The organism is Yoonia maricola (assembly GCF_002797915.1).
GTDB classification, from domain to species: domain Bacteria; phylum Pseudomonadota; class Alphaproteobacteria; order Rhodobacterales; family Rhodobacteraceae; genus Yoonia; species Yoonia maricola.
In genome coordinates this window covers 15,865-38,571 of record NZ_PGTY01000002.1, presented here as the reverse complement: position 1 = coordinate 38,571, position 22,707 = coordinate 15,865, and the positions used below count along the sequence as shown (strand labels likewise).

At 55.3% G+C, this 22,707-nt stretch carries 21 protein-coding genes; 6 read left to right on the top strand and 15 right to left on the bottom strand.

Translation table 11 applies throughout. The annotated features are described in order from the left end of the window. The first annotated feature begins 82 nt into the window (after positions 1-82). Genes BC777_RS10370 through BC777_RS10360 form a run of 3 tightly spaced genes read left to right on the top strand, consistent with a single transcriptional unit; the run spans position 83 to position 2,872 of the window. Entirely contained in the window at positions 83-1,174 is a 1,092-nt protein-coding gene (locus BC777_RS10370; protein WP_100368128.1) for an isocitrate/isopropylmalate dehydrogenase family protein, read from the top strand. Next, positions 1,171-2,199 carry a Gfo/Idh/MocA family protein gene (locus BC777_RS10365; RefSeq protein WP_100368127.1) on the top strand — a complete coding sequence of 343 codons (1,029 nt, stop codon included), beginning with the start codon at positions 1,171-1,173 and terminating at the stop codon, positions 2,197-2,199. Before BC777_RS10370 ends, BC777_RS10365 begins: the two co-directional genes overlap by 4 nt. Positions 2,200-2,218: 19 nt before the next feature. Beyond that, entirely contained in the window at positions 2,219-2,872 is a 654-nt protein-coding gene (locus BC777_RS10360) for a GntR family transcriptional regulator (RefSeq protein WP_168769137.1), read from the top strand. Positions 2,873-2,940: 68 nt separating this feature from the next. Here BC777_RS10360 and BC777_RS10355 read toward each other — a convergent pair whose 3' ends face one another. The 11 genes from BC777_RS10355 to BC777_RS10305 form a co-directional block, all read right to left on the bottom strand. Continuing rightward, the gene (locus BC777_RS10355) at positions 2,941-3,732 is read right to left on the bottom strand and encodes a hypothetical protein (RefSeq protein WP_100368125.1); all 792 of its coding nucleotides are present in this window, start codon (positions 3,730-3,732) and stop codon (positions 2,941-2,943) included. Positions 3,733-3,844: 112 nt separating this feature from the next. Continuing rightward, a complete protein-coding gene (locus BC777_RS10350; protein ID WP_100368124.1) occupies positions 3,845-4,762 on the bottom strand; it encodes an RDD family protein in 918 nt (305 codons plus the stop codon). Then, a complete protein-coding gene (locus BC777_RS10345) occupies positions 4,759-5,760 on the bottom strand; it encodes a stage II sporulation protein M (RefSeq protein ID WP_100368123.1) in 1,002 nt (333 codons plus the stop codon). The genes BC777_RS10350 and BC777_RS10345 overlap by 4 nt, the downstream gene beginning before the upstream one ends. After that, entirely contained in the window at positions 5,760-7,037 is a 1,278-nt protein-coding gene (locus BC777_RS10340; RefSeq protein WP_100368122.1) for a DUF58 domain-containing protein, read from the bottom strand. The genes BC777_RS10345 and BC777_RS10340 overlap by 1 nt, the downstream gene beginning before the upstream one ends. A gap of 17 nt (positions 7,038-7,054) precedes the next feature. Next, positions 7,055-8,011, bottom strand: coding sequence for an AAA family ATPase (locus tag BC777_RS10335; protein WP_100368121.1), 957 nt, complete (start codon positions 8,009-8,011; stop codon positions 7,055-7,057). Further along, positions 8,001-9,311: a hypothetical protein gene (locus BC777_RS10330; RefSeq protein WP_100368120.1), complete on the bottom strand. Its 1,311-nt coding sequence runs from the start codon at positions 9,309-9,311 to the stop codon at positions 8,001-8,003. The genes BC777_RS10335 and BC777_RS10330 overlap by 11 nt, the downstream gene beginning before the upstream one ends. Next, a complete protein-coding gene (locus tag BC777_RS10325; RefSeq protein WP_168769136.1) occupies positions 9,308-10,030 on the bottom strand; it encodes a DUF4129 domain-containing protein in 723 nt (240 codons plus the stop codon). Before BC777_RS10325 ends, BC777_RS10330 begins: the two co-directional genes overlap by 4 nt. Before the next feature lie 99 nt (positions 10,031-10,129). Next, positions 10,130-10,978, bottom strand: a complete 849-nt coding sequence (locus tag BC777_RS10320) for a hypothetical protein (RefSeq protein WP_133122541.1) — start codon at positions 10,976-10,978, stop codon at positions 10,130-10,132. 52 nt (positions 10,979-11,030) lie between these two features. Continuing rightward, the gene (locus BC777_RS10315) at positions 11,031-12,569 is read right to left on the bottom strand and encodes a hypothetical protein (protein ID WP_100368117.1); all 1,539 of its coding nucleotides are present in this window, start codon (positions 12,567-12,569) and stop codon (positions 11,031-11,033) included. Further along, complete coding sequence (locus BC777_RS10310; protein WP_100368116.1) at positions 12,566-13,555, bottom strand: glycosyltransferase family 2 protein; 990 nt, start codon at positions 13,553-13,555, stop codon at positions 12,566-12,568. Before BC777_RS10310 ends, BC777_RS10315 begins: the two co-directional genes overlap by 4 nt. Positions 13,556-13,983: 428 nt before the next feature. Further along, on the bottom strand, positions 13,984-14,967 hold the full coding sequence (locus BC777_RS10305; protein WP_100368115.1) for a YHYH protein: 984 nt from the start codon (positions 14,965-14,967) through the stop codon (positions 13,984-13,986). Positions 14,968-15,255: 288 nt separating this feature from the next. On the opposite strand from BC777_RS10305, the gene BC777_RS10300 reads away from it, so the two are divergent. From BC777_RS10300 to BC777_RS10290, 3 genes are all read left to right on the top strand, one after another. Continuing rightward, entirely contained in the window at positions 15,256-16,188 is a 933-nt protein-coding gene (locus tag BC777_RS10300) for a TAXI family TRAP transporter solute-binding subunit (RefSeq protein ID WP_245834301.1), read from the top strand. Positions 16,189-16,253: 65 nt separating this feature from the next. Then, positions 16,254-18,134, top strand: a complete 1,881-nt coding sequence (locus BC777_RS10295; protein WP_100368809.1) for a TRAP transporter permease — start codon at positions 16,254-16,256, stop codon at positions 18,132-18,134. Then, complete coding sequence (locus BC777_RS10290) at positions 18,131-18,712, top strand: cupin domain-containing protein (RefSeq protein WP_110590635.1); 582 nt, start codon at positions 18,131-18,133, stop codon at positions 18,710-18,712. The genes BC777_RS10295 and BC777_RS10290 overlap by 4 nt, the downstream gene beginning before the upstream one ends. 1 nt (position 18,713) lies before the next feature. On the opposite strand, the gene BC777_RS10285 is transcribed toward BC777_RS10290, so the two are convergent. From BC777_RS10285 to BC777_RS10270, 4 genes are all read right to left on the bottom strand, one after another. Beyond that, positions 18,714-20,207, bottom strand: coding sequence for a malonate--CoA ligase (locus BC777_RS10285; protein ID WP_100368113.1), 1,494 nt, complete (start codon positions 20,205-20,207; stop codon positions 18,714-18,716). Further along, positions 20,204-21,502 carry a malonyl-CoA decarboxylase domain-containing protein gene (locus BC777_RS10280; RefSeq protein WP_100368112.1) on the bottom strand — a complete coding sequence of 433 codons (1,299 nt, stop codon included), beginning with the start codon at positions 21,500-21,502 and terminating at the stop codon, positions 20,204-20,206. The genes BC777_RS10285 and BC777_RS10280 overlap by 4 nt, the downstream gene beginning before the upstream one ends. 77 nt (positions 21,503-21,579) lie before the next feature. Continuing rightward, positions 21,580-22,242, bottom strand: coding sequence for a GntR family transcriptional regulator (locus BC777_RS10275; protein ID WP_245834299.1), 663 nt, complete (start codon positions 22,240-22,242; stop codon positions 21,580-21,582). An 11-nt stretch (positions 22,243-22,253) separates the two neighbouring features. Then, positions 22,254-22,640: a YciI family protein gene (locus tag BC777_RS10270; protein WP_100368111.1), complete on the bottom strand. Its 387-nt coding sequence runs from the start codon at positions 22,638-22,640 to the stop codon at positions 22,254-22,256. Positions 22,641-22,707 lie beyond the last annotated feature (67 nt).

Genomic DNA, 22,707 nt, shown 5'->3' with positions numbered 1-22,707 from the left:
CATTAATGTATGGATTGTCAACGATTCGATTAGTTCACACCACATATGCCATCGATGAAATTGCAGCATGCAAAGGGCGTTTATGACGACGATGTTCAATATCGCAACCTTCCATGGCGACGGGATCGGCCCTGAAATCATGGTCCCGACGGTGAAGATACTGCGGCAGATGGCGGATGCGTCTGACGACTATGCGCTCACCTTTACAGATACACCTGCTGGGGCAGCGCATTATGCAAAAACAGGTGATGCTTTGCCTGAGACCTCAATGCAGATAGCCCGATCATCCGATGCGATCCTGCTGTCTGCGATGGGCCTGCCCGATGTGCGCTACGATGATGGAACAGAGATTTCGCCACAGATCGACCTGCGCAAGGCGCTGACACTTTTCGCTGGGGTGCGCCCTGTGACTGTCCGTGCGGGGCAGCACACGCCGCTGCGCATGCCCCCAGGGCATCAGATTGACTTTGTGCTGATCCGCGAAAGCACCGAAGGCTTATTTCATACCCAAGGACGTGGAGAAGTCACAAAGGACGAGGCGCGTGAAACGCTGCTGATTACCCGTGATATTTCGGAAAAGCTGTTTCGCTTTGCGTTTGATCTGGCAAAGACGCGCAAAGACGCTGGCCGCGGCAAGGGCCGGGTGACTTGCGTCGACAAAGCGAACGTCTTTCGCGCATTCGCTTTCTTCCGCGAGATGTTTGATGCGGAGGCTGCAAACCACCCTGACATCAATGCAGACCACGCTTACGTAGATGCGACCGCACTTTGGATGGTTCAGAAACCCTGGGATTTTGATGTGATGGTCACGGAGAATATGTTCGGTGACATCCTGTCAGACCTTGGGGCCGGGCTTATGGGGGGCCTTGGGCTGGCCCCCTCTGCTGACATCGGGCTGGACCATGCAGTGTTTCAGCCCTGTCACGGATCGGCCCCGGATATTGCGGGCCAAGGCCTTGCGAACCCTTTCGCCATGATCCTTTCGGCGGCCATGATGCTGGATTGGCTGGGGATTAAACATGCCAATGCTGCGATGCGCACGGATGGCACGCGGTTGCGCGAAGCGGTTGAGGCGGTCGTCGCATCCGGTGACATACTGACCCGCGATTTGGGTGGAATCTATGGCACCGATGATGCAGCAGGCGCGGTTCTGGACGCGCTGTCGATCGCATGACACATGGTGGCACCTTACGGGTGGCCTGTGTTGGTGCGGGGTATTTTGCCCAGTTCCACTATGATAGTTGGGCACGTATGGCACGGGCCACTTTGGTGGGCGCCTGCGATCACGACATGGCAAAGGCGGCCGCAACCGGTCTGCCCGCCTATACCAATCTGGTTGAGATGCTGGATGAACAGTCTCCTGATCTATTAGACATCATCCTGCCCCCCCACGCGCAGGCTGATGCCATCCATCACGCGCTTGGTGCCGGTGTGAAATGGATCATCTGCCAAAAACCCTTTTGCAGTGATTTGGCGGAAGGGCAAGCCGTCGTCGCAGCGGCGCATGCCGCAGGTGCCACAATCATCGTGCATGAAAACTTCCGCTTCCAGCCATGGTATCGCGCGATCAAGGCTGCCCTTGAGGTGGGGGCCGTTGGTGATGTGCATCAGGTGACATTCCGCTTGCGCCCCGGCGATGGGCAGGGTCCGGACGCCTATCTTGACCGACAACCCTATTTTCAAAAAATGCCACGCTTTCTGGTTCATGAAACCGGGGTGCATTGGGTCGATACGTTTCGGTATCTGTTGGGCAACCCCAAAGCGGTTTATGCCGATCTACGCCAGATCAACCCTGCCATTGCGGGGGAGGACGCAGGCTATATCCTGTTTGACCATCCCAACGGGGTACGCGCGTTGCTTGATGGCAACCGCCATCTTGATCATAGCGCTGACAATTTGCGCCGTACCATGGGTGAAGCTTTGGTTGAAGGCACGCAAGGAACGATCCAGCTGCATGGCGATGGATCAGTCACCTTGCGTGCCTTTGCGGCGGCGCAGGAAACGACGCTATTGGCAGCCGACACATGGGACGGCTTTGGCGGTGACTGCGTGCACGCCTTACAAGCCCATGTTGTCAGCGGCGTGCTGGATGGGTTGCCGTTGGAAAACCGGGCCGAGGACTACCTGCAAGTCATACGGATCGAGGAGCAAATCTACACCTCCGCCCGCACCGGCCAAAAACAAAGGATCGAAGGGTGAAACCGTGACGGAAAAGCCGATGTCAAACACCCTGCGTGCCCTTGGCAAATTACGCGAGATGATCTTTGCAGGCGATCTGCCGGCAGGGTCCAATCATCTTGAGACTGAACTTGCGATGCAGTTGAACATGTCCCGCACGCCCGTGCGCGAGGCACTGTTGATGCTGGAAGGGCAAGGGTTGCTGAAACTACAACCGCGCAAGGGCGTCCGCATCCTGCCCATTTCGCCTAGCGATATGGCCGACATCTATGATGTGCTGACTGAGCTTGAGAGCCTATCGGCAGAGCGCGCGGCCACCGCAGGACATCCCCCAAGCGCGCTTGCCCCTCTGGAGGCAGCCATCGACGATATGGATAAGGCCATCGCCGCTGGCGATCTTGATGCCTGGTCCGAGGCCGATGATCGGTTTCACAAGGAACTGGTCCGATTGGGCGGAAATGGCAGGGTCCAAGCCATTGTCGATATGATGAGTGATCAGGTCCGCCGTGCCCGCGCGATCACACTGGCACTCAGACCACTGCCAACGAAATCAAACGAAGATCATCGCAAGGTGTTTCAAGCGATCAGGGATGGTCATGGCGATGTAGCGGGTCAAACCCACCGCGCCCATCGCCGCCATGCCAAAGAGATTATTGTCGATGTGCTTGAAAAGCACAGACTGCGTTTCATCTGACAGATCCTAAAAAAAACCCCATTGCCAACGTCGGCAATGGGGCTCTTTGGATTTACGCTGAACGTGTCTTAGTCAAAGACTGCGGCCAGTTTATCAACGCTGACGCCCTCTTTGATGTCGCGTAGGCGCGCATAGATCAACGCCGCACCGATGCCTGACAAACCATAAGTCAGCCCGTTCACCAGTGCGAACAACAGGATACCAATGCCAAAGCCTGCCGTGTTCAGACCAATGATTGGTACAATGGCCGAAACAAGGAAAGTGGTGATGATACCCAAACCAATGGTACAGATGCCCAGCAGGATCAATGCACCAACTACGGGCCAACGATATTCCTTTGTCAGCGCGGCAGAGCGGCCCATGCCGCCAAAGCCTGCCCGCTCAATCATGATCGCAGGCGTCGTGACACAGAAAACGGCATAGATGTATAGGCCCGGGATAATCAGCAGCGCGAAACCGATACCAGCTAGAATAGCAATCACTATCGACAACACCATGATCGGTACAATGGCTTTGATCGCCGGCGAGATATAGGCGATCGGGGTAATCGCATTACCAAGCTTGGCATCATATGCAAGCTGCACCAATAGCGCGATTGTCAGACCTTGAATGGCAAATTGCACAACAACGCCAGCAATAATCATTGCAGGTGATCCAACTGCCAGTGGTTCCCCGGTATCAACGCCAAGTGTCAGGCCGACGCCGTTCATGGCGACAGACACCAACAGTCCAATCAGTGAAGGAATAAATGCCACGATCATGACCGCAATCAGATTGCGGAACAGGATCGAAAAGCTGTTGGAGACGATGCCGCCAACGCCAAGGGGCGTTTTTTGGCCAGTGGAAGGTGTGCTTGTCATGAAAAAGGTCCTATTGGCAGTTCATATTGGAATGTGCAGCTTTTGGCGTGTGGGTTCCAGACTGCATGACGGAAATGCCTTGGGCTCTGTCCGCTATTGCAGCAAATATGCATCAGTCTTTTTCGGCCTTATCGGCATGAAACTTATCTTGCCGCCGTTCCCCAAAAAGCTGCTTTTGCTCAAGATGCGCGCGCTGGGCGTTATAGAAGGCGCGCAAAAAGGCGACGCTATCTGCAGGTGCCACTTTATCAGCATAGCCGATCTTATTGCGGATTTTCGCGATCACAGAATCGAGTGTGGCCTTGTTACGCGCATTGGTTTGCATGCTTGGCCTGTTTTCCTGCGCGCGCAGCAAATCCTCCAGCGTTTGTAGTTCCAAAGCGCCATAGTGGTCCAACTGGTGTGACAGGAACACAAATTTGTCTTTCACAGGCTTTGGTACCGACTGGGCAAGGTCCTTCAACAAGATCGGCGTGGGCAGGTCGATCACATAGGTGCCCGCAATCATGTCACCCAAACGTTGCCGCCGCTTGTTTAGTAGCGGCACCATGATGGTGCCTACAATCCACCCGAGCGAAATCAGTGATGCGACGGGCGATGCCGCGTCCAATGTCAGCAAGAGCGTGCCAGGCAGGAATATCTCGGCCTCTTTCATCAGGTTACGCACGACCAGCGCATGCGCGCTGAGCGACAGACCATCGCGCGAAACGACTTTGATCTTCATCATGCGTTTGCCGATGGTCTGCCCGTTCCATGCCAGTTCCGTCAGCACGTAATAAGGGATGCGTATGATGAAAAAGAGCAGCGCAGAGATCGCCCAAAGCGTTTGCGGCGAGGTCAGGTTCATCACCGCAAGCAGGACGACCAACGCAATGGCACCGATCATTGTGATCAAGATATCTGTAATCTGCGCCCCAAACCGCGCGCCCATACCAGAGACAGCCAAGTGCAAAGGCACGCCTTCGGGCGGCAACAACACGTTGGGGTCAGGCGCTGGCGCTGGCGCTTTCGCCTTTCGTTGCCGTTTCATGCCTGCGCCCTTCCGCCACGGACGAACCACATCAGCCAAAGGCCACCGATGGTCCAGCCTATGATCAACCGCGCATTGCGGTCCTGGATGAGCTGGCGCCCGTACCCTTCGATAAAGGCCGCTGCCACCAGCATAAGTGCGGCAACAATCGCCAACTTTGCCGCATCCCGCCCTGCAATCCGCAAGGCTTCTGCTCGCGTGCTTTGTCCGGGGAAGAGCACCGCTGCACCCAATTGGATACCACCACCGCAGGCGATGCAGATCGCCGAAAGCTCGGTTACGCCATGGATCGAGAGCCAGCCGAACAGGTCCCACCCAAGGCCGCGGTCCACATGCAGCGCAAAAAAGACGCCAATGATCAGACCATTATAGAAGGTCAGCAGGATCGCCGGGGCGCAAAGGAACACACCCAGCCCAAAGACAAAAATCGCAATCCGCGTGTTGTGCGAAAAAAGATAAGTCGCAAAAGCGCCTAACCCCGATGCATCCGGGTCGTCGTCATAGATCACTGACCGCAGATAACCTGTCGTGGCGTCCGGGCTACGCCCACCGGCAAGTTCTCCGGGCATAAGCACATAAAACCAAGACGGATCATCAAAGTAGAGCAGGTATCCCGCCAAACCGCCCAGCCCCATGCTGAGAAACCCCAGCAGTACAAAAAACCATGATTTGCGCATAGCGATGGGCCCACTTTTGCGCATGAACCGGCCAATCACACCGCGCGCGCTTTCTTGCGGTGCGTAAACCGACAGATAGGCGCGGGCCGTCAGTGCCTCCAGATACGACAGCAGCCCCTTATCGAGCGAGATTTCCCGCGCAATCGCCAGCGATGTCGTCGCCTCGCGGTAAAGGGCGGCCAGATCGCGCGCCTCGCCAAAGCTCATTCGGCGCAGGCCTTGCGTTTCCGCTTTCGTCGCCAGTTCTTCAAGCCGCAACCAATCCGCCTCGCGTTCTTTGCGAAACCGGGCAGAGCGAATAAGATCGGTCGGTTCTTCCATCAGATCAGCTCTTTTGCTTTGATTTCAAGGTAATGCGAGATCAGTTTTGCGGTTACTTTGCCCGGCTCTGTATCAACCACAGTAACACCCATGCGGGTCAGACGTTCCATTACGATACGGCGTTCATCGATGGATTGGTTTGCAGCGACCAGTTCGGCAACACCGTCCATACTTTCTGGGGCTTTGGCCACCATCTGTTCCAGTTCGGGGTCGCGCATGGTGACAAAAATTACCAGATGACGGCGGGCGAGAATGCCGATGTTTTCGATCAGAAGTTCCGCCGATGTGGTATCGACGAAATCGGTGAAAATGATGATTAGGCTACGTTTCGGTGTGCGTGCGTTCAGTTCTGTCATCGCAAGCGTGTGGTTCGTCTCGCGGCTGACATAGTCAAGATCAGCGGTACGGCTGCGCAGGCGGGCAAAGGCTTTGCGGCCCGCCGTGGGGGCCGAGAAAATACGGGGGCGGACGTCGTAAGAGTAGAAGCCGACCAGATCACCACCGATGGCCGCGGCCCAAGCGGTCGCCAAGGCGGCTGTGATAGCGTGATCGATCCGGGGCATGCCGCCGATTTCCTCGCGCATCAGATACCCGTTATCCAGGGCGATGATGACATGGTGGTTGCGCTCTGCACGCAGTTCTTTGGCGACCAAAGATCGTTTGCGGGCTGACCGTTTCCAGTCGATGCTCTTCACATCCATACCTTGCACAAAGTCCTGCAACTGGTGGAACTCCGACCCCTCCCCAACAGCGCGATTTTCTTTGACGCCAAAGAGGGCTGAGTTCACCGAGGTCGTAATCTGCCCGGATTCGACCAACCTGATGTTGGGCACAATCCGCAATTCCGCGCCCAATGTCAGCTTTGGTACATATTCAAAAAAACCCCAATGCGAGGTCCACATCAGCCACAGATGCTCACAAGTCCAAGCGCCCCGGCGCACCGCGCGGCAGGGTATGATGGCGCGCGCCGTCCCCTGATCATCTGTCTGGAACGCGATGTCGCTTTGCCCGCTGATGCCGTCCGGCCAGTCGATCTGACCTACAAGTGTTGCAGGGGCATTGCCGACAGTCAGTTTCAGATCGACCGTTTCGCCCACAAACACCTCTGACGGGTAATCGACCGTGATTTCTTTGCGCCCAGAGCGCGACATCACCAGATCAGCGATTACAGCGATGCCCAATACCAGCCACAGTGCTGCCGCAGCAGCGGCAGGTGCATCGCCAACAAAGGCGATCAACATCGAGATCAGCAGGGCGGCCCCGCCGACTGTCAGCAATCTGCGCGATGGGCGTATCAGTGGGGGGCCTCTACTTGATCAAGGATGTTTTCAAGGATCTGGACAGGCCCGCGTCCTTCAATCTCTGCCGTGGGGCCAAGCACGATGCGGTGACGCAAGGCGGGGACAAACAGGCCCTTCACATCGTCAGGGATCGCGAAGTCACGGCCTGCCAATGCGGCGGTCGCCCGCGCTGCGCTGGCAATTGCATCAGCGGCACGGGTAGATGCGCCATAAGAAATCTCGTTGTTCTCTCGTGTCGCACGCACCAGTCGCAGAATATAGGCAAGGATGTCATCCTGCAGAATGATGCCATCGATGATCGTGCGGCATTCTGCAAGGATCGTCGCATCCATGACTTTGTCTTGGGCATCCATCGTGGCGCGCGTTTCAATCGGTTCTGCCGCGTGGGCTTGCAGGATCGCCATTTCGATATCCTGCGGCGGGAAATCCACCACCAGTTTGAACAGGAAACGGTCCAACTGCGCTTCGGGCAGCGGGTAGGTGCCTTGCTGTTCGATGGGGTTCTGGGTCGCAACCACAAGGAATTCGTCACCCAATGAGTGATCGGTGCCATCAATGCTGACCATACGTTCATTCATCGCTTGCAACAGGGCTGCTTGCGATTTCGGGGGTGCGCGGTTGATTTCATCTGCCAGCAAGACCTGACTGAACACCGGCCCTTTGGTCAGCGTGAAATCATTGGTCTGGAAGTTGAAGATCGAGGTGCCCAACACATCACCCGGCATCAGGTCTGGTGTAAACTGGATGCGTCCAAACTCCAGATCAAAGGCTGCCGCAAAACTGCGCGCCAGCAGGGTCTTGGCGGTTCCCGGTGGTCCCTCTAGCAAGACATGACCGCGCGCAAAAAGGGCGACCAGCAAAAGATCAATGATCTCTTCCTGCCCTTTCACGGTTTTGCCGATCTCGGCGCGCAAGGCGTCTGCGCGGGCGCTGAGTGTTTCAAGTGTCATGGGCAAGTTGCTCCAAAGTAAGTTCAAAGGCTTCGACATAGGAAATGGCGGCAGAGGCCGGCAGATGGGGCGGCAGGTCGCGCATTTCGTCCAACAGCTCGGTGAGTTTATCTGTCAAACTCGGGTTCAGGCGTTTCATATGCTTGAGGTAGGCTTGTTCCTTAGTTGCCGCGCCGGAGATCACAGGGCCGAAAAGCGCACTGCTTACTGCGCTCATCCGTGCCGTGACATAGTCATCAAGCAAAGCACCATCCTGCCCGGTCATGCGCATCAGCTTGGCGCGTGCGCTGATCGCCTGCCCTTTACGCGCGCTGAGTTTTGAGACCGCATCAACAATCGGGCCATACCGCAGACCTGCGCGCCAAAAGGTGATCAGGATCAGGATCAGACCACCACCCCACAGAACCGAGAAAGGATAGTCAAAATAGCGCAGGAAGTCAGACCAGCTGCGCTCATGCTGCACGACCTCTCGTTCTTGGGTGATCCAGATATCTTGGCTGTAATCGATCAGGATGCGGCCATCCTGCGCCAGTTGTGGCAGCAGGCTTTCGGCAATCCGGGCGTTTTGGCCCAAACGTAGACCGTGGTTGTTCAAAAGATCAGGGTCAGAGAGAACCAGAATATCATCGCCCGTACCGTCTACAGTGCAGAAACCTAAGATCATCTCACCGACATCACCAATAATCGGATCGCATCCACGCCCTTCAAATACCTGCGCCACATAGAACCGCGCCGTCAGGCGGTCGCCTTCCGGCGTTTGATAGGTGAAATCACTGAACGGTTGCGGAATATGGCCAACAGCACCGATGTCGTTTCCAGCAATGCGCTCAAGCGTCGCTTGTGTCCGGTTGCGATCCACCAGCAAAGCCGGATGGCTGAGGCCGGTAAGCCGCACACCACTGCGCCATTTGGGCAGCACGACCATGGTTTGTACCAACGCCGCGCGGTCCTGAATTTGCCAGGTCCAAAGGTCAAACTCGTCCTGTTGGAACAGCAGCTCTTCCTTGGTGCTGGGCGGTGTGCGGTCATCATCGATATCGGTGTCATAAAGTGGGGTGATCAGCAGACCCAGCGTTTCAGCGTTAATTGTCCAACCACCGGCAAAGCTTTGTGCGTCATGCCCTTCGGATTTCAGCCAAACCTGTAGACCATCCATCCCGGACGCTGAACTGCGCAATTGCTGTTGTTGCTGGCTGGAAAAATAGAACAGCACGGCGAGGCCGATCACGACAAAGATGGCGATCAGGATCAGTTCCGGGCGTTGCTTTGCCGTTTCTGGGGTGGGTGCTGTTTCGCTCATGATGCCAACTCGCGAAAGAGGGGTGTGATCTGTGTGACGTGATGGGCAAACTCAGGCTCTGTCACATCGCGACCGCCGAATTGGACACGTTCACTGGCGCGGATCAATTCGCGCAGGGCAGTCAGGTGGCGCTGATCCGCGGGAAGGCGGCGCAGCGCCTCGCGGTCGGTCCAGCTTTGGCGTAGCAGCAGACCATTGGCCGTGACCGCCTTGCGCAACGCGTTCTGCGCCAGTGCCACCAGGGCTGTGCGCCGATCCGCCATGCCCGTGATTTCAGACAGGTTGCGGGGTTGGATGTCTGCCGCAGAGGTCCGCGCGTGTCTTGGCCCTCTGCGCGCGGCATGCGGGTTGTCGGATGAGGGTTGCAGCATGATCCCCATATTCCCGCCAAACCGGGCGAAGACAAGAATGATTGCGATCAGAATGATCGCCGCAACCAAGCCATAGGGCCAGGCCTGTCGTGGGGCATTCAAGTTTGGGGAACCGCGATCCGGCTCTTCGAGCGCGGCCAGCTGTTCTTGTGTTGTTAGGGCGGGTGCCTCTGCGGTTGGATCAAAGTAGACTACATCGCTGTCAATGCGCTGACGCGACACCGCATCAAGATAGGCTTCACCTGCTTCAGTAAGCTCTGGCGTCGTCAACACTGCATCCTGTGCCAAAGCATAAGGGGCGCAAAGCAAGGATGAGGCGAGAAAGAAGGGCAGAAAGAGCAGACGCATAATGCTATTCATACGCGTGTTAAAAACAGGGCTGCAAACAGGTTGTGACCGTCTCTGCAACGGAAAAGTGACGTTGTGACAAGAATACGCCAGCTTCGCCTACTCCGCAGATTTTGGCGGCATCATATAGGCCGCAAATAGATTTCCGGCCAGATATATCAGCAGATCCCCGATGGTTGTCACAAAACGGAATACAATCACTGCAATCAATACGTCGTCGGCAGGCAAAGGGCCGGTTAGCAAGGCGATCATTGCAGCTTCACGTACGCCAATCCCCCCAGGCACACCCGGTGTCAGAAAACCGATCAGCCAAGCGATGATTGAAACCGGCACAGCAAAGCCGACAAAATCCGCGCTGACCAATTGGAGGGTCAAGGCAAAGATCGTTCCCAAGCTTAGCATGAAAACAATACCACGCACGATGACCAGCGATGCGGCCCAGATCAAGGGTTTGCATAGCCAATAGATGAGACCAAAGCTGATCACGACCAGCCCGGCAAGAGCATAGGGGGCCAGACCGCTGACATCCCATCCGGCGACCGTCAAACCTGACATGAACACGGCAATCAGGCAGATTGTTATGGCAGCATGGACCGGTTGCAGGACCATTTCACACAAAGAAGCCTTGGCTAATGGCAGATGTGGCAGGCCCAATTCGCGCAGATAAAGATGGCGGCTGGCCAGATGCATGACGTTGCCGGGCAGGTATTTGGCGACTTGAGATTTCGTATAGGACAAGAACAAATGCGCCCGCGGCGCTGGATCAGGAAGGAGCGTGAACAGGATTGTCGTCCAGTTTAATGCCTGCAGCACCATCATCGCAGCATAGGCTATCGCAAGGCACACAGTACCCAAAGCCAAATGAAACGTTACCGGCTCGCGTGCGTTGATCTGGCCCCATTGTGACCAAAGCATCCACGCGACAAACCCAAGACCCAAAACAGTCATTGCCCGCCCGACCCAAAACCCAAGACGCTTTAAGCCATCGCGAGTGCCAGCCTTAGGCATCCGGGGTGTCACGCCTGTCTTCCCATTCCTGGAAGACGCTGTCGGGGCTGGTGCAAAGGCGGTCGATATCATCGGGTGAAAACGCCTTATGTGCTATTCTTTCGGCGCAGAACTCCATGCTCCATGGCTCGTAAACCGCTCCGGGAATGGCCCGATAGCTTCTCACCAGAATGTACGATACTGCCATTGCAAATATGAGTGATGTCACAAGTACGACATAGCTAAGGCCGATGACACGCTGCGACTTCAAAAAGCCTGTTCCAAATCGATTGACGCATCCTGGAAAACTTAACAGGGCAAGCGTCACCAAGAGTGGCCAGACTTCGAACCTGTAACGAAGGGTAACCGTTGGATAGCTTAGAATAAAAAGAGCGGCGATGGTTGTGACGGCCAGAACTGGCAAAGCCCTCATACCACCGGTGATCCTTGGCCGAGAAAGGCCCATGCCTATGAGCGCCGCAAAAAGCCAGACTGGCCAGACATGAATCATCCCAAAACGCGGGAATTCGATATGACCCTGACCTGAGACTGCTATAGTTGCTTTGGTATGTAACGTGTCGATTTCATCATAGAAAAATGGTGTATCAAGGGCATAAAGCAGCCCATTTGGGATAATCCGCCATGGATGGAAACGGCCATGTTCCTTGAACACAACACCGCGTCCAGTGACAATGTAATCTGTACCGAAAAAGACAGGCCCATATTCAATAACGTCTTCTGGATTTTCTTCATCAATTTGACCATGGAATTGCGTCGCTGATCCAAAACGGGCCTTATTCAATTCCAGAAATGACAGCCCAATTGCCCCCAAGAGAACAAGGCTGGCCGCCACAGGAAGAACAGCACGCCTCGCATCGTATCGCAGGGCAAGACCAATCAGGACAACGATACCCGCATATGCACCCACCGCCACATGCGGGCGGGTATGCAGTAGCAATGCCGCTAGAAGAGCAAGTGGGATCAAAGCGCGCCGCATTGGCATATCAAACAAAGCAACGCAGATCAGAATGTACACAGTTCCTGCCGTCGCGGCGAAGGCGATACTGAACGGTTCGTGATAAAGCACTATCGTACTGCTAAGGAAAAGTCCGGGTGCCGCGATCCAAACGGCGATAGCGATAAAAATTGACCACCCAAGCGATATCGGGCCAGCGTATTTGCTTATGACTTTATAAGTGATTGCGTGATAAATTGCAGCACCGGTCGCCGACCACAACCAAATCGAAAGTGCCGCCGTTGGAAATGTATGCAGGGTTACAAACGGATACAGCACAGCGCGCGTCAGGAGCGGCGCAACACCATGATAAAGCATGCCTGTGCCGTCAGAGGCGTAATGCCCTTCAAAAGTCAACATCCGCAACGGCAGATCGAAACGTCCCTCAAGAAGCCGGTAAAAATAGGCGTCATATATATCGGTGCCGAACACCCCATAGGGCTGCGGCAAGATGATGCCAAAGGCCAAGAGTGCATAGATGACAGCACCAAAGAACGCACAAAGATATGCGCATAACAGGGAACGGTTCTTGATCATGCCTGTTTGGCCTTCCGTTTCTTTGTGACGGGTTGTTCGGATGTGTCTTGCGCCATTTCAATGGCACGAACCCTCCGCAGAACGCGCTCCAGAAGTTGCCGGTTTGTAGCGATCGTATCGCTGAGCAAGGCTAGAATGACGGTGATATATCCCGCCAGCAGAAAAACACCGCCCAAGACGAGCGATTGAATATTTCCCTCACCTTCACCAGCCAAAAAGAGATAGAGAAACCGCAAAATAGGGATCAACCCGATGCCGATCATCACTGCCCCCAAAGACAGAAATGCGTTGAGCGGACGGTACATGACATAGCTGCGCAGAATTGTGGCCGCCTGCTTGGATATGAAAGAACGCATTGACGAAAACAGACGGGATGGGCGTTCTGTCGGATTGGTGTTGACGACAACAGATGTAATGGTGAACCCTTGCTGTCCGGCATGGATCAGCGTTTCAGTGGTATAACTAAAGCGGGTCATGACATTGATACCGAGGGCTGCCTCGCGCGAGTAGGCACGAAAGCCGGAAACCGCGTCAGAAATATCCACCTTTGCCAGATTGCTGACGACATAGCTGCCAAGGCGTTGCAGCCCGCGTTTGATAGGCGAAAACGTAAGGTTTTTCGACGGCTGCCTGTCGCCCAAAACGATATCGGCTTTATTCGCGACAATTGGTTTTACAAGGTCGGCGATATTGGCGCTGTCATACTGGTGATCCCCATCCGTATTCACGATAATATCAGCCCCTTGCAGAAGCGCGTTTTCAATGCCGATCTGAAAACTATAGGCGAGCCCACGGGTGGATCTGTTCCGCAAAATATAGGTCACGCCCAATTGCTCGGCGATAGCTACAGTCTGGTCGGTTGAACCATCATCAATGATTTGCGTCTCGATTGTCGTGATCCCTGGGATGGTATCAGGAATATCGGCAATCACCTGCGCGAGGTTTGCCTCCTCGTTAAGGCAGGGGATCTGTACAATCAGCTTCATAATAGATCCGCGCTTGCCTTCTTTGCTCTGTTCGGTATGCAGTATTCAAACCGCTAACATGTCCAAAGAAAAGGGCAAAGGTCTTGCAATTCAGTGCGTGAGGCAAAAGAGACACGATGGCAGTGACTGCTGTCCTCGGCCATTGGCGCATTTCGTGTTTATAGAACTGGCGTTCGAATTTCAGCTGCAAAGATGACTGCGTTGTTTCTCCGATCCGCTCTATCGCGACACCGGTGCCAAACCTTCCGACGTCCTCGCCAGAGCATGTTGACATCCCCCACCCTAAAAGGGTGGCGTGGGTCGATATGACAGACACGAGGCCGGCGCGAAGAGGTTCGTACATTCCTGCAAAGGAAATAAGTAGTCAAGACGGGCTATCGGCGGATCATCCCTGATTGACAGAACGAGGGTTGTGGCGATCGCGGGACTTATGGGCGTGGTATACGCGCCGATGCATCGCAAACACCGTCCTCGTCTTCCAGCATGCACCCGGCCTCTGCTGCAAGGCAGCCAAGGATGGCGTTAGAGCCTGCCGCCCCTGCATGATAATAATAGCTGCCATCCGCATTCAAATGACCATTGCAGGCGTCGAGGTCCGTAGGATGTGACCCATCAGCCAGCAAATGCGGATAGATCAGGTGGCCGTCCATAGCGATACCAATGGGCGCGCCCAGGCTGTCGTTCTCAACCGGTGCCGGGCTGTTTTCCAGACAATCAGTTACGGCGTGATAATGATAGCCCACAAACGGGTTCACATGCCCACCACAATCATCAAACGCCGCAATCGTATAGGCGCTGAGGATTGCATCAACCGGTGCCGGGGCGTCAAACCGGACCCCATTATATGCAACGCCAGAACCTGACATCCGCGTCTCTGTTGGGCGATCAGAGGCGACGGGTTCCAGAGGGATCACATATGTCAATGTTGAGTCCTCGGAGATATATTCTGGCAAGCATTGAACACAGTAATTTTGGTATTCTTCGGCCACGTCAGGCCGTGCTGCAGCTTCGCAAGCTTCCAGCGAGCCGGTGAAGCGCACCTCCCCGGTTTCTTCATCAAAAAGCTGCCAATTGCTGTCGCCATAGAATTCGGCAAGGTTGGCGATGAAGTCACCATCTACGTCGTAAACTTCACCGTTTTCCAGCCAGATGCCGCCGGCATCTGCGCCATCCGAAATGTTGGTCGGGCACCATGGCCCCGGCGTATAATCCAATGGGTCCCCGCCAAGCGTGATCGAAAAACAAGATGTTTCGGTCCCGCCGGACAGGGTGCAGTCAACAATCTCTGGCCCGGAAATCACATCCGCCGATGCGAAGAACCCGCTGATTTCAGACAATCTGTCGTCGGTCTGAGCATGTGCGATACTTGCGCATCCGGTGATCACAATTGCGGTTATGAAACTACGGTTCATTTAACTCTCCGTTTGTAAACTGCGTCTATCCTGAGCGTCAGGCACCGCGCTGGGCGCAACAATGTTCTATCAAGGCCAATCATTGCAGCAACAACGGCATCGTCCCACCGTCTGACACTGTTATCAAGTTAAACGAGGCTGGAAGCTCTTTTGGGCGATCCTGTTCCACCGCTCTGCTCAGCGTCGTGGTTTTAGTGATATTATTTGCCTTTTCTATTTAATATCGATTTTTATATAGCTTTATTGGCTGACTTCGTTATCCTTGCCACTGAAATGAGGGAGGAATCGATGTTAAACCCAATCAAACGCGCGCTCGGCGTTATGGCGCTTGTCTCTTGTGCGGCAACCGCCGGAGCAGAGGAACTTCGGATCGGAACCGCATCGCTTGGCGGCGCCTTTTACCCAATGGGACAGAGCATTTCTAACGTTGTGAATGCGCATGCGGGCAACGACATCTCAATGGTGCCGATTGTGACAGGTGGATCCGTTCAGAACCCCAACCTGATCGCCACTGGCGAGGTTGAGATTGCGATTACAAACAACAACCTTGCCGTTCTGGCCGTGGCCGGTAAGGGGCCTTACACGGCTGCTGGTCCGATTGATATTGGCGCTGTCGCGGCACTGCACCCGTCCGTGTTGCACATGATGGTGCTGGCAGACAGCGACATTCAGACATTCGAAGACCTTGCAGGCAAACGCGTGGCCGTCGGTCCGGCGGGTGGCGGGACCTTGGGTTTTATCAACTTTCTGATGCCGCTGCATGATATGGACATTGAAGACATCACACCAAGCTTTGTGTCCTATTCAGATGGTTTCAGTCAGTTGACTGACGGCACCGTCGATGCTGCGCTGGCCTTGTCCGGTTACCCGGCAGGTGCGGTGATGCAGGCGACTGCCGGTGCTGATTTGCGGTTCATCTCATTCTCCGAAGGCATGCTTGATGCGGCGTTGGACGCGAATGGGGCCTATGTCCCGGTTGAAATTGCAGCAGATGTCTATGGCACAGCCGAGGGTGGGACTGTGATTGGTGTGAACAACATGCTTGTTGCCCCAAATTCACTGGATGCCGCCACGGTCGAGGCTGTGACCCGTGCGATCTTTGACAATCTGCCAGAGCTTCAGGCCGAAAACGCAAATGCGCGCCAGATTGATCCTGCGATGTCTACGCAATTGGCTATTCCGCTGCACGCCGGTGCGCAGGCTTATTTCGACGCGAACTAAACAAGATTTGGGGCCCATTGCGGGCCCCTTTTTCGTCTGAAGGGTGGGCCGGGATGTCGGGACTGATGGGTAAACTTACCCTAAAAAATGCGGTCTTTTTGGCGGGTCTCGCCCTTGGCGCTTATCATCTGATGGTCGTATCAGGCGTTATCGCAATTTCGACCATGCCGATGCGTGTGACGCATTTGATGCTTGCCTTATCCTTGCTGTTTGTCATCAAACCGACCAGTGAAAAACTGGCGGGCACGCGGTTGAATGCGGTGCTGTCAGGCCTGCTGGTTGTGGCAACTGTCGCGGCAAGTGCACATCTTTTGACACGCTGGAAGGCGATTGCCTTTAGCGGCGGCATCACCACCGATATGGATTACCTTGCCGGTATTGTCTTGCTAGCCGTGGTGTTTGAAGCGGCACGGCGCGGCATCGGTTGGATCCTCGCCGGCATCACCTTTGTCTTCTTCCTTTACCCTTTCATCGCCCCCTACCTGCCCGGTGTCTTGGAAGGGCGCGGGGCCACGTTGCAGCGGATCGTCTTGGTGCTGACAACTGATACCCAAGGCATCTATGGGATCCCTGTTGGCGTGGCGGCAACCTATATTATCGTTTTCACGATTTTTGGCGCGCTTCTGTCCAACTTTGGTGCGGGCGATTTCTTTTTTGAACTATCCAACCGCTGCACGCGCGGCTTGCGGGCGGCGTCTGCAAAGTCGGCGGTCCTGTTTTCCACATTGATTGGTATGGTCAGCGGCTCTGCCGCGGGCAATGTGGCGGTCACGGGCACCGTGACGATCCCGATCATGAAACGCGAAGGGTATCAGCCACATCAGGCCGCCGCGATTGAGGCTGTGGCCTCTACGGGTGGGCAGATTATGCCGCCTGTCATGGGGGCTGCAGCCTTTATCATGGCCGAGATTGTGGGAGTTCCCTACACAGCCATAATGCTGGCGGCGATTGTTCCGGCGCTGTTGTTCTTCAGCTCGGCTTTCATGGTTGTGCATTTGCAAGCGGTCAAGTCGGGCATCATGCCAAATACGGCTGATCTGTCGGGCAGTGACGCGCCACTCTGGAAAGTACTGTTGGACGGCGGCCCGTTCATCGCGGCGTTTGGCACCCTGATCGCCATGATGCTGTTGGGATACTCACCTTTCATGGCGTCGCTTTGGGCGATGGGAGTGCTGATTGCCGGGGATATCGTCTGGAACCGCAAAGTGGACGCGGCCTTTTTCGCCAAACTTGCGACCAGCGTGTCCGAGGGTGCGCGTTCTGTTGTCACGATCTCGGCGGCTTGTGCTGCGGCAGGTATTATCGCGGGCGTCCTTGGGGTCACCGGTCTGGGGTCCAAGATTGCCACGCTGATTGATGTGGCGTCGGGCGGGTATTTGTTTCTGGCACTGTTCTTTACGATGGTGACATCGATTATTCTGGGTATGGGGCTACCCACGACGGCGGCCTATCTGATCTTGGCGACGGTCGTGGCACCTGCGCTGGTGAAATTGGGTGTCCCGGTTCTGACGGCGCATTTCTTTGTGTTCTATTACGGTTGCATTTCGACCATCACCCCACCAGTGGCGCTGGCGTCTTACGTCGCGGGTGGTATCGCGGGGGCGAATGTGAACAAGGTCGGCTGGACGGCTGCGGCCTATGCCGCGACCTCATTCGTTTTACCCTTTGCGTTTGTTTATGGTCCTGGCCTGTTAATGGCCGGCACACTGCTTGAGAATGCGGCCGCAGTCCTCACAGCAGCCATCGGCACCTTTGCGATTGCTGTGGCAATCATTGGATGTTTGAACGCATCCCTGTCACCACTTTTACGGATGATCATGGCGATCGCAGGCCTCTGCCTGTTATTCCAAGGCTTGATCAGTGCTGTGATCGGTCTGATCCTTTTTGCAGGCGTCATCTTTGTCAGCCGCACCCAACCAACAACCCAAGATGAGGCAACACCATGACCCACAAGCAATACCGCCGCGTTGTTACCGGACATGACGACAAAGGCGTAGCCATCATCGAAAGTGACCAAATCGCCAGTCAAATCCTTGAACGGCCCAACCGTCCCGGTGTGCGTCTGACCAACTTTTGGCTCACCGACCAAACACCCGCCGAATATGATGGCCCGACTGAGACCTGCACCGGGGATTTTATCCTGCATCCTCCGACCAATGGGTCTGTCTTTCGCTGTGTGGAATTCATGCCCGAAGACCCAGAGGTGATGGCCCGGTTGTCCAGCGAAGACGGGGCCGCCGCCTTTGCCGAAATGGGCGCGGGCGCAAATGTTGTGCAAGGCGGGCGGCACCCGTGGATGCACCGCACGGACAGCGTTGACTATGGCATCGTTATGAATGGCGAAATATGGATGCTGATGGATAACGAAGAAGACGATGTGCTGTTAAAAGCTGGGGATGTCGTTGTGCAACGCGGCACCAACCACGCTTGGGCAAACCGCGGCACAGAGCCTTGCACGATGATGTTCGTCTTGATCGATGGCGTCACACAGTCAGGTGGTGGCAAGGGTATTCCCGACCGCTAGGTCAAGCCTTTGCGCTATGCGCGGCGCGCAGGACGTTTTTCTGCACCTTACCCATCGCATTGCGCGGCAGCGCATCTGTTAAAATATAGCGACGCGGGTGTTTGAACCGCGCAAGCAGCGGTGCAACCTGCGACGCAATGCTATCTGCGGTGACGTCATCATTATCTAGCACCACTGAAGCCAGGACAGATTCCCCGAAGTCAGGATGGGGGATACCAAAGACAGCACTTTCCAGCACGCCGTCGATATCGTTGATCACATCTTCGATTTCTTTTGGATAGATATTGTAGCCACCCGAAATAATAAGGTCCTTCTGACGTCCAACGATGGAAATGCGTCCATCTTCGGTTTGTATACCCAGATCGCCTGTAATGAAGAAACCGTCCGCGCGCAGTTCTTCCGCCGTCTTTTCGGGCATGTTCCAATAGCCTTGGAACACATTGTCGCCGCGCACTTCGATCATGCCCACTTCTCCTGCGGCAACAGGAGCACCGTTATCGGTGATCCGTACTTGCGTGCCGGGGAGTGGATATCCAACAGTGCCAGCCACACGTTCGCCATCATACGGGTTGGACGTGATCATATTGGTTTCGGTCATCCCATAGCGTTCAAGGATACGGTGGCCGGTCCGCGCCTCAAATGCTGTATGCGTCTCAGCCAAAAGCGGGGCAGAGCCTGACACAAACAACCGCATATTCTTGACCAGATCACCGGTGAAGCGCGTATCATTCAGCAGACGGGTGTAAAATGTGGGCACGCCCATCAGCAGCGTGGATGATGGCAGCTCTTGCAGGATACTGTCGACATCAAACGCGGCCATCAACCGCACCTGCGCACCGGCCAAAAACGCGGTGTTCAGCGCGACGAACAATCCATGGGTATGAAAAATTGGCAGGGCATGGATCAGACGGTCAGCATCGGTGATTTGCCACAGATCCGTCAGCGTTTGCGCATTTGAAAGCAGGTTCTTGTGGCTCAGCATTGCCCCCTTTGATCGCCCGGTCGTGCCCGATGTATAAAGCAAGGCGGCCAGATCATCAGGGCCGCGTACCACAGTTCGAAAGGTCGTGGGCCGGTCATGTGCCTGCACCGATAATGATCCGGTCCCATCCGTGGCGAGCGTTAAAACGGGGGTTTGGCCAGCAATACCGGCAATCTCGGCTTCAACGCGCGCATCGCACACGACAAGGGCCGGTGCGGCGTCAGTGATGAAATAATCCAACTCACTTTGTGTATAGGCCGTGTTCAAGGGCAGATAGACAGCCCCCACCTGAAGGGTTGCACCGTAAAGGGCAATGGTATCGGTGAGCTTGGGTGCCTGCACCACGACCCGGTCCCCCGGCCTGACACCTGCGCCTGTCAAAACATGTGCCAGTTGTGCAATGCGCGCTACAAAGGCGGCATAGGTCACGTTGGTGCCGTCGTCCTGAGTGATAAAGATTGCGCTGTTCTGGGCATGCCGCGCGAAGAGCGCGTCATAAAGTGTATTCGTCACGATGACGTTTCCTTGGGTTTTCGCGAGAGTGCAGCCGTGGATAGGCTTTGCGCGGATTTTGCAGCGGTTACGATGGACTTCAAGGCGAAATCCTCGTGGTGCCGCTGGGTTTGAGAGAGATCGTAATGATAGTTCACCATCGCACCGCTTGATTGCTTGAGACCGTTCTCAGATGGGTCGGCGTCAGCGTGAACGTCGAAGACCGCCGCGCCATTGCCAAGGTGAAACCGCGCGACCGGATCAACGGGCATCCCATCATCGCGTTTGGCCGTCAGCAAATACCGGGCGGCCATAGCGCGGATATCTTTGGGTGCAGCGCTTTGATCCAGGATCGCGGTGGCGATATGACCGTGATCAGGATCGTCTGTTTGTGTCGCCAACCAGCGGTTCAGACCGGGTATCGGGGACAGGGTGACAAATTCGTCAAGGTGCGGAAACATTTGTGATAGTTCAGCCACTACCTGTTTGATCAGCAAATTGCCAAAGCTGATCCCGGCAAGCCCTTTTTGGCAGTTGGAAATCGAATAAAAGACGCCAACCTTTGCATCTTCAACTGCTAATGGGGGCCTTTGTTCTGATAAGACATCCGTGATTTTGGTCGGGATGGTTTTCGTCAGCGCGACTTCAACAAAAATCAGCGGTTCATCCGGCATGGCTGGGTGAAAGAACGCAAAGCAATGTCGGTCTTGCGGATACAAACGCCTGCGCAGGTCATCCCAGTCATCAATCTGATGCACGGCCTCATAGGCGACGATCTTGTCAAGAATGCGCGCTGGTGTGTCCCAATCGATCGCTTTGAGCACCAGAAAGCCGCGGTTGAACCAACTGCGCAGCAGGTGCACGAAATCATAATCTGTGCGCGCCAGTTCAGGTGCCGTCTTCATGATGTTTAGCAAATCAACACGCATCGCAACGATGGCGGCTGTGGCACCGATTGGCTGATTGAGGCGCCGCAGGAGTTCCTGGCGTCGCGGCTCGGCTGCCTGAGACAGGGACTTGAACGCCTCTGGCGTCGGCGTGTCCGCATAAATCTGTGCGAGGTCCATCAGCGCAGTTGGGTTGATATCCAATTCTTCGTTCAGAAACTTAAAAAACGCGCGTTTTTCATCAAGCGTCAGTGATTGATAGCGATCCAGAACGGTCGCGGCGAGCGTATGCCCAGACACTGTGCCTTCTGCGGACAGGAGCGCGTGACACAGCGCGAATATATCACGGGTATCGTTGGTACTGCGCAGCACGCCACTGCGATCAAGCAGGGTCGATAGGATATCGCCAAGGAATCGATTGCGCTGCACAGGGCTTACTCCGCTACTTGCGAAAATCCTTTCATAATATCGATATTTTTACAAATGATTATTTTATATCGGCAAAACTAAAGATCAGCGAGCTGGGTAGACAGATACTCACCAGTTAGGCGGTAGTGATGCAGAAGAGCGATAGACGCCGTATCAGCGTCACGCTGCACGGCGGCATCCAAAATGCTGACATGTTCGGCCGCAATATCCCGACTTTGGTAGCGCGCCCCGCCTGCCGCCAGATAGCGATAGCGGATATTCAGGTCATAAAGCTGGCTGCAATACCTTTCCAGCATAGGCGATTGCGCGTTGCTGAGCAGTGTCATGTGGAACAACTTGTGTGCCTCTTCAAAGGCGTCCGTTCCTGCAACCCGTTTCATGCGGTGGTGCGCCAAGACAAGGCGCTCTTCCCATGCGGCCGTGGCATGCGCGATCGACCGACGCAGGGCCATATCCTCTAGCGTGCAGCGCAGGGTCAGGATTTCCTCAAAATTGGCTAGGCTCGCAGGGGCGGCACGAAAACCCCGTTGGTCAATACGTTCAACCAGCATGTCCGACGTCAGCAGGCTCAGCGCCTCTCGGACGGGAGAGGCACCGGTATCCAGCAATTTGCGCAACTGTTCGATCTTCAGTTTCTCGCCTGCCGGAAGCTTTCCCACAAGGATCATGTCTCGCAATGACAGATAGGCTGCCCGCGTTGCAGATGTTTCCGTGCTGCTCGTGCCATCCAGCATATTCATGCAGTGATCTCCTAGGTCAGGGTGACGTGTTTCGTAGATAGACCAACCGCCACGTTAAAAGATCCTTCGTTGATTAACCAACGTTTCATGACATAGCTTCGTGCACCAGCTACATGCATCGGATCGGCATCCGCAAGCGCCCGCGCGTCTGCAAGGCTTTCCGCGCGATAGATGATCATCCCGGTTCCCTGCATATGATCACCGCTGTCATCTGACATGGGCCCAGCAAATGCCAAGGAACCTGCCCGCTCAAGTTCCGCCTGATAGGCCAAATGATCAGGCAGGGCCGCTTTGACGTCTTGCGGTTCTTTGACCGGAGTGGACACGGCAACATAAAGTTCCAGTGCCAGCGCGCCGCGCGATTGCGCCTCTGCCTTGTAGTCAGCCCAAGCGACCATCGCGTTTCTCCTTCGACTAAAAAATCGATATTTATTGACTTATGATGATATTGTAGGCAGAAAAGAC

What these genes read in the sequence shown, in the direction of transcription:
- BC777_RS10370 (WP_100368128.1), top strand. Translation starts at nt 83, where the DNA reads ATGACGACGATGTTCAATATCGCAACCTTCCATGGCGACGGGATCGGC.
- BC777_RS10365 (WP_100368127.1), top strand. Translation starts at nt 1,171, where the DNA reads ATGACACATGGTGGCACCTTACGGGTGGCCTGTGTTGGTGCGGGGTAT.
- BC777_RS10360 (WP_168769137.1), top strand. Translation starts at nt 2,219, where the DNA reads ATGTCAAACACCCTGCGTGCCCTTGGCAAATTACGCGAGATGATCTTT.
- BC777_RS10355 (WP_100368125.1), bottom strand. Translation starts at nt 3,732, where the DNA reads ATGACAAGCACACCTTCCACTGGCCAAAAAACGCCCCTTGGCGTTGGC.
- BC777_RS10350 (WP_100368124.1), bottom strand. Translation starts at nt 4,762, where the DNA reads ATGAAACGGCAACGAAAGGCGAAAGCGCCAGCGCCAGCGCCTGACCCC.
- BC777_RS10345 (WP_100368123.1), bottom strand. Translation starts at nt 5,760, where the DNA reads ATGGAAGAACCGACCGATCTTATTCGCTCTGCCCGGTTTCGCAAAGAA.
- BC777_RS10335 (WP_100368121.1), bottom strand. Translation starts at nt 8,011, where the DNA reads ATGACACTTGAAACACTCAGCGCCCGCGCAGACGCCTTGCGCGCCGAG.
- BC777_RS10330 (WP_100368120.1), bottom strand. Translation starts at nt 9,311, where the DNA reads ATGAGCGAAACAGCACCCACCCCAGAAACGGCAAAGCAACGCCCGGAA.
- BC777_RS10325 (WP_168769136.1), bottom strand. Translation starts at nt 10,030, where the DNA reads ATGCGTCTGCTCTTTCTGCCCTTCTTTCTCGCCTCATCCTTGCTTTGC.
- BC777_RS10320 (WP_133122541.1), bottom strand. Translation starts at nt 10,978, where the DNA reads ATGACTGTTTTGGGTCTTGGGTTTGTCGCGTGGATGCTTTGGTCACAA.
- BC777_RS10315 (WP_100368117.1), bottom strand. Translation starts at nt 12,569, where the DNA reads ATGATCAAGAACCGTTCCCTGTTATGCGCATATCTTTGTGCGTTCTTT.
- BC777_RS10310 (WP_100368116.1), bottom strand. Translation starts at nt 13,555, where the DNA reads ATGAAGCTGATTGTACAGATCCCCTGCCTTAACGAGGAGGCAAACCTC.
- BC777_RS10305 (WP_100368115.1), bottom strand. Translation starts at nt 14,967, where the DNA reads ATGAACCGTAGTTTCATAACCGCAATTGTGATCACCGGATGCGCAAGT.
- BC777_RS10300 (WP_245834301.1), top strand. Translation starts at nt 15,256, where the DNA reads ATGTTAAACCCAATCAAACGCGCGCTCGGCGTTATGGCGCTTGTCTCT.
- BC777_RS10295 (WP_100368809.1), top strand. Translation starts at nt 16,254, where the DNA reads ATGGGTAAACTTACCCTAAAAAATGCGGTCTTTTTGGCGGGTCTCGCC.
- BC777_RS10290 (WP_110590635.1), top strand. Translation starts at nt 18,131, where the DNA reads ATGACCCACAAGCAATACCGCCGCGTTGTTACCGGACATGACGACAAA.
- BC777_RS10275 (WP_245834299.1), bottom strand. Translation starts at nt 22,242, where the DNA reads ATGAATATGCTGGATGGCACGAGCAGCACGGAAACATCTGCAACGCGG.
- BC777_RS10270 (WP_100368111.1), bottom strand. Translation starts at nt 22,640, where the DNA reads ATGGTCGCTTGGGCTGACTACAAGGCAGAGGCGCAATCGCGCGGCGCG.